Raw genomic sequence first — 6,213 nt, 5'->3', positions numbered from 1 at the left:
GTATCTTAATTGTCCACTTTTTGCTGACGATTTACACTACTGATCAGGGATTGTCCTCCCGTTAAAAATTTAGACAAACTAAAGCTAGCCCCCCCTATCAAGCACTATAATTATGCTAATAATAAAAGATGACCTAAGATGAGAAACTAGTAATTATAAACAGTGGAAAATCTATACACTATACTATTTACATTACTGTCATTCACAATACTTTCTGATTGCCTGTTCTATCCAGTCTTCAGTAGATGATAAATAGAAATCAGGTCTCACTCCTTTACCCTCATAGGATAAATACTTGCGCCAATGCGTATTTAGACCCGAAAAATGTATTTTAAAAAAAGCAGAAGGACTTACCTTATCTACAGCATAATTTCTACCATAAGTAAGCATTCTTTTGGTATTACCACCTAATACCATCACATTATTTAATTTCTTCAATTTTAGTGTGAATTGCTCTGCATTACTAATGGTATTAAAATTTACAAGTACATATATATTTCCTTTAAACTTCTTAAACAAGTTATAAAACTCTGCAGAGCTCTTGTCTCCTACTCCACTATTATTCCTTAAATCGAGAATAAAATTCTTACTTATCAGATTATCTTTAATGGAGTCATAAAAAAAAATACTTCATAAACAGTTAAATCACTCCGTTATAAATTGGAAAGAAATACCACAGTTATCACTTCTTATCCCTTTCTTGCTCCATCAGCTCTATACGCTGTTCTAACGTATTTTCTGTCTGAATAATATCTAATATGACCATCTTAAATGTCTGTTTGATGCTCTTATCCGTCTTATCCATATTAGAATACAAAAGATTCATTAAAAAAGCACTCTTATTACTTAACATTTGCTTTAAGTCCTCGATATTAGTCATAGCAGCTACCTTATCGTAATCAATCAGATCAATCTTAGTCGCTGCAATAGAGCGCCACGCAGTTGTTTTAATCTGAGGAATGAAGATTCCCTTAGACTCCATGACTATCTGTTGTAGACTTTTCTCTTCGTTATCAACGTACTTTTCTAAGGCTTTGACCAAATCTTTCTGTATAGGGAGAATAAACTCTATCTCCTCTCTAGACTCCTTTAACTCACTATAAACAGTCGAAAACACTTGATTGATATAAGCTTGGTCTTTTCTATGAGCATTCCAATTATCAATAAAAATAGCAATAAGAATACCCACCACGATAGGAATAATCTCTTTAATAAAGTGAATACTATAATTTTTAATCTTTTGTTTCATCTAATGGTTATTTGTTAAAGTTAGAGATGATTTATTCCTAAAAACTCAAAGCTAATTTAAATAAATAATTGAAAGATGGGAATGGTACTACAAAAAATGTATTGTATAAATGATAATATATCTTAATCCACTGATGAAATAGCCGCCCCTCTTTTATCCAAGATCTAAAAGCAACAACTCTACATCACTTTCATAATCACTCATGTCCTTTGATTGTAAAATTAGATTAGTATTATTCTCTAATGCTATGGCCAGACGACAACTACTTTCGACAGACTGACAATAGATACCTTTTATCCTCACTCCGATGGCCTCTAATTCTTGGGATTTATCTAGGTATATATAACTATCGTCCTCTTCTATTTCTTTTATCTTTTCCATCACTGCAATACCTGCGTCAATAAAAAAGTCAAACCAACCTAAAGCTTCTACTTTTAAATAAAGTACAATTACATTATCACGTTCATCACTCATACACGTTATTACGCGCTCTATCCTCAAGCCATTTAACTCTACACAAACGAATTCATCATTCTGATACATTCTCTCCATCGTTTCTACCTATTTTATTAAAAGTACATTAAACCCAAAAAAGCTAGTATCTCTACTAGCTCTACTGTCTTATTCTACTGTAATATCAATCTTATTAATCCAAATCGTTTTTCTATCTCTAGTTTTGTCAAAATTATCTAATATAAATGCAGTATTATAATCTACTTTCTTATCATAGTACAACCTACCATTGATATAAACTTTAATCTTATTCTTCAGGTTTACCATTTCAGGAGAAATGGCTATAGATAAGGATTTAACACGAGATGTTTCTATTCTAAATTCATTGTCTTTATAACGGGCTACAGCCTTACCTGATAAGCGTGGCATATCGAAAGCGTTCTTATCTACTTCTATCGTTTGCAGGTTTTCAGCTTTATCATACTCTAGCCATCTGGTAATTTTAAAGTTTCGTTCTTTATGCCAATCAGCTTTCTGATCAAGCGTATCTAATTTGATATTAGTCAACCAATCCACACCTCCATAAGCATTGTCGTCAAACTCCCATGTCAGCTCTTTAGTAAAACTCTTGCGTTGTCTCTCCTTAAGATCTTTAAACAATATCTCATAAGCTGGTTCTGACTCGTCAAACTCTGGGAACCAATGTGGAAAACCGTTATAACGATACTCTTTATAGTCTGCCTTTAACTCATTCATCATAGCTGTAAAAGAATCATTTGCGTTAGGAGGATAATAATAGTCCTCATCTGTAGAGAAGTTGATAAAAGAACGATTCTTTATATTCTCTATAAAAGTTCCTCCTGTGAATACCTTAGGTTGAGTATTAAACCCATAGAATCCTGCAAAGGGAGAAGAGTCTTTCATCAAATAAGAGAATGAACCCGTAGCTCCATTAGAATGTCCTGCGATAAACACCTTATTATCATCTACATTAATAGCCTTCTTAACCTCTCTCAGCATAGCAGATATCATAAAGAAGCCATCATTAGGTGTCATCCAATTATACTTCTTCCCTCCACTTGGGAATATTAATATCACCTCATCTAGATCTCCATATTTCGTATAGTATCTATTCCATCCTCCTAAACTAAGTTCTCTAGTCTGAAACTCTTGAAGATTATTATATCTAACTGCTCCATGCAAAAAGAATAACACTGGATATTCCTTCTTTGGAGAATAGTTCTTAGGCAAATGAATAAAGAAAGACGTCTTCACCGTATCATTTATAGTAAAGCTTATAGAATAATCTTGTTTTGCCTTAGGCAGATAAGGATTGTACGCTTTGATTTCTTCATATAATTTCTTTCCATTAGTAGAGGTTAACTCTTTAGTAGATTTCACCTTATAGAACTCTTCCTCTTCCTTTTTTAAATTTACATCAAACTTAGCTTTTAACGCATGCGCTTCACTCATCATAGAAGCCCATCCAGGATCATCTAATAAGTTCTTGTATTCTTCTAAAGCACTTTTATTTGTTACATTTTGCCAACCTGGGAAGCCATATTGTGCGCGTTCTATCTTTATCAACCGATCTAGATAAGCAAAGGCTTTATCTGCCTCTTTTAACTCCGAGGCAATAATTGATATTTCTGATAAATCAGCTGCTGTTATACTGTCTGGAAATGACTTAAACGCCTTTTCATAAAGAGAAAAAGCTTGTCTTTTACTTTGCTCATCCTCGTGCTCTTCTAACAAATCATCTGCTTGATTGATCAACTTAGAGTATGTATTCTGTCCAAAACTAACGATACTAAACATAAATGCTAGTAGTACATGATATCCCTTCATAATTCTAATTATTAATAAAGCGAATGTAAACAACACTACAATAATAAAATTGTACAAATGGAACATCTATTTCTCTAGATGCCAAAAAGTATCTTTGCTTCCTAGCTTAGTACCTTTCTCAAAGAAGTTTTTAGGAGAATTATTGGTCATTGCTTTATAGGTTTTAATCAAATGAGACTGATCATTAAAGTTAAAGCGATAAGCAATATCAGTCAACTTCTCTTCAGGAGAGGTATAGAGTTTCTGGTTCACCGTTTTTCTAAACAAATAGATATCGTAAAACCTCTTTAAAGATACTCCCATATTGGCCTTAAAAACTCTATTTAGATGTTGTCTGCTCACTCCTAGTCTATCTGCTAACTCTTGTACAGAGAAGTTATCTTCTTCACTGAAGATATACTCTATTGCTTGTTCTAGAAGGCTATTTGAGAATGGCTTATATCTCTTCTCTAGCGCTGTATCTAACAATGTAGTAATAACATCTACATCAGTAGTAGCGAAGACTTTTGCTAACTCTTTTTCCTCAATAAATTTATAATCAGTAATTAGATTGACAAAACTTAAATGGCGATAAAACTGCTGTATCCCTAATGGGTGAAAGACAATAACGACTCTGTGCACTCTCCCCACCTGCTTCACATGAAGTATGTCTTCTCTAATAGGAGTGAATATCTGATAATCATCTGCTCCTTTATTAAACGCCATCGATCCATCACTAGCTAGCTGATGAGAGGCGTAGATAGAGATTGTATTATTATAATGAGGAAAGCACTGGTACTCTCTCACCTCATTATTGGGCTTTATATCTAAGTAGTAATAGTCCACATACTTCTTTACTAAAGCACTATTAGGACTAAAGGTTTCAAAAATCTCTTTCATTACCGCTTAATTTATTTAGTTATACATTACTTACCTCTACTCTATCCCTATTATTAAGTCCACTCGTTTAATAGTATCCCCCATCGGTTCTATATCACTATCTGACAAACTTCTATTCCACTCAGCATTCCATTCTTTTGGGCACTCTGCTGTACTCCCCATAAGACTCTGATAGTGGCTTTTAGCATAATTAGATGGTAGTAATTCTATTGCGTTTATAAATCTTATCTCTATAAGTTTAACTCCTTTATACGAAGGTATTATAAAACCTCTTTAGTAAACTTGATAAAGCACAATCTTTCTAAAATATTTTTATTACAATTTGGATAGCTAAACACAATAGTCGTTTTAAAGGATAAGCCATTTTATACTACATCGTACACACCTTATAACGAGATAAATATATCAAAAAAAAAGCTACTACATTAAACGTAAAAACCATTATTGTCAGTAAATTGCATAAAAACAATTCATCGACAATGGAAAAGAAATTAGTAGTAATCACAGGTGCTAGCTCTGGCTTCGGTATGGAACTAGCTAAAGAATTCGCTAACAGTGGACATCCTCTACTATTATTAGCGAGAAGACTGGATAAAATGGAAGCTTTAAACTTACCAAATACACTATGCAAAAGTGTAGATGTAGCTAATAAAGATGCTTTCGAAAAAGCAATCCGTGAAGCTGAGGCAATATATGGCAAGACAGACTTATTAATTAATAATGCAGGTGTAATGCTATTAGGTGATTTAGCTACTCAGGATCCTCAAGAATGGAAACAAATGCTTGATATCAATGTATTAGGTGTCATGAACGGTATGCAAGCTGTAATGGGAGATATGAAGGATAGACAAACAGGAACTATTATCAATGTATCCTCAATAGCTGGTGTATTACCCTTTCATAATCACGCTGCCTACTGTGCTAGTAAATATGCTGTAAGAGGAGTAACACAAACTGCTCGTTTAGAACTTAGTCCTTATAATGTGCGTATTATTTCTGTTGAGCCTGGAGCAGTAGCAACAGAGCTCTTAAGCCATACAACTAGTGAAGATATTAAAGAGGGCTATAAAGAGTGGATGAAATCATCTGGAGCAAACCGTATTCAAGCTATTGATGTAGCGCGTACTATCAAATTTGCTTACGACTTACCTCAGAGCGTATTATTACGAGAACTGATTATCTCAGATACAAAACAAAACGCTTAAAATAACAAAACGCTTATAGCTATAAACTATAAGCGTTTATTTTTACTTTATATTGTGCATTGAAATCTGGAAATCACTTGGCCTGACATTAAACAATTGCTGAAAAGTATTGCTAAAAGCAGCAATATTAGAATAGCCAACATCGAAGGCTATTTCACTCACATTCTTATCTGTACTCATCAGAAGCTCCATAGCCTTAATCATTCTTACCATCTTTAAATATTGCAAAAACGAAATATCTAAATGAGATTTAAATAATCTTGTCAACGTCCTCACACTATAGCCAAATAACTCAGCTATTCCATTTAGAGTTAATGCTTCTCCTAAATTCTTTTGCATATACTCTGTGATCAACAACATTTTAGGCTCTTCTGTTGTAGGCAATTGAATAGAAAATGATTTACCTGGATGCTGCATAATATAGTGCTTCATCGTAGATAAAAACTCATACACCCAAGTATCAGGTAGGATAATTCCCTTCCACTGCCTAGCATAGATCAACATCTCATACATCAAATTACTCACTGGATAAATGTATAGGCTTCCCAAAAAACGTAACAGTTGTTAATTCGAAATTAC

The 6,213-nt window shown here is 33.5% G+C and carries 8 protein-coding genes; 1 reads left to right on the top strand and 7 read right to left on the bottom strand.

What is annotated here, in order from left to right; genetic code table 11:
- Positions 1-198: 198 nt before the first annotated feature.
- From GJV76_RS03665 to GJV76_RS16060, 6 genes are all read right to left on the bottom strand, one after another.
- Entirely contained in the window at positions 199-519 is a 321-nt protein-coding gene (locus GJV76_RS03665) for a S41 family peptidase (RefSeq protein ID WP_155091289.1), read from the bottom strand.
- A 163-nt stretch (positions 520-682) separates the two neighbouring features.
- On the bottom strand, positions 683-1,249 hold the full coding sequence (locus GJV76_RS03660) for a DUF6090 family protein (protein WP_155091288.1): 567 nt from the start codon (positions 1,247-1,249) through the stop codon (positions 683-685).
- A 153-nt stretch (positions 1,250-1,402) separates the two neighbouring features.
- The gene (locus GJV76_RS03655) at positions 1,403-1,801 is read right to left on the bottom strand and encodes a hypothetical protein (protein WP_155091287.1); all 399 of its coding nucleotides are present in this window, start codon (positions 1,799-1,801) and stop codon (positions 1,403-1,405) included.
- A 69-nt stretch (positions 1,802-1,870) separates the two neighbouring features.
- Positions 1,871-3,550 carry an alpha/beta hydrolase-fold protein gene (locus GJV76_RS03650; protein WP_155091286.1) on the bottom strand — a complete coding sequence of 560 codons (1,680 nt, stop codon included), beginning with the start codon at positions 3,548-3,550 and terminating at the stop codon, positions 1,871-1,873.
- Positions 3,551-3,616: 66 nt separating this feature from the next.
- The gene (locus GJV76_RS03645) at positions 3,617-4,429 is read right to left on the bottom strand and encodes a helix-turn-helix domain-containing protein (protein WP_155091285.1); all 813 of its coding nucleotides are present in this window, start codon (positions 4,427-4,429) and stop codon (positions 3,617-3,619) included.
- A 36-nt stretch (positions 4,430-4,465) separates the two neighbouring features.
- Positions 4,466-4,591, bottom strand: coding sequence for a hypothetical protein (locus tag GJV76_RS16060; protein WP_258204146.1), 126 nt, complete (start codon positions 4,589-4,591; stop codon positions 4,466-4,468).
- Positions 4,592-4,908: 317 nt separating this feature from the next.
- Between GJV76_RS16060 and GJV76_RS03640 the strand changes: the two genes are divergently transcribed.
- A complete protein-coding gene (locus GJV76_RS03640; protein WP_155091284.1) occupies positions 4,909-5,634 on the top strand; it encodes an SDR family oxidoreductase in 726 nt (241 codons plus the stop codon).
- A 42-nt stretch (positions 5,635-5,676) separates the two neighbouring features.
- Here the strand turns inward: GJV76_RS03640 and GJV76_RS03635 are convergent, their stop codons facing one another.
- Entirely contained in the window at positions 5,677-6,183 is a 507-nt protein-coding gene (locus GJV76_RS03635) for a helix-turn-helix transcriptional regulator (RefSeq protein ID WP_230381492.1), read from the bottom strand.
- Positions 6,184-6,213: the final 30 nt, after the last annotated feature.

Source organism: Myroides albus, assembly GCF_009711045.1.
Taxonomy (GTDB): Bacteria; Bacteroidota; Bacteroidia; order Flavobacteriales; family Flavobacteriaceae; genus Flavobacterium; species Flavobacterium album_A.
Note: the sequence above shows the minus strand (reverse complement) of the source record. Positions and strands in the feature narration are given on the sequence as shown.

Coding starts and splice junctions, on each gene's coding strand:
- GJV76_RS03660 (WP_155091288.1), bottom strand. CDS start 1,249: ATGAAACAAAAGATTAAAAATTATAGTATTCACTTTATTAAAGAGATT.
- GJV76_RS03655 (WP_155091287.1), bottom strand. CDS start 1,801: ATGGAGAGAATGTATCAGAATGATGAATTCGTTTGTGTAGAGTTAAAT.
- GJV76_RS03650 (WP_155091286.1), bottom strand. CDS start 3,550: ATGAAGGGATATCATGTACTACTAGCATTTATGTTTAGTATCGTTAGT.
- GJV76_RS03645 (WP_155091285.1), bottom strand. CDS start 4,429: ATGAAAGAGATTTTTGAAACCTTTAGTCCTAATAGTGCTTTAGTAAAG.
- GJV76_RS16060 (WP_258204146.1), bottom strand. CDS start 4,591: ATGGGGAGTACAGCAGAGTGCCCAAAAGAATGGAATGCTGAGTGGAAT.
- GJV76_RS03640 (WP_155091284.1), top strand. CDS start 4,909: ATGGAAAAGAAATTAGTAGTAATCACAGGTGCTAGCTCTGGCTTCGGT.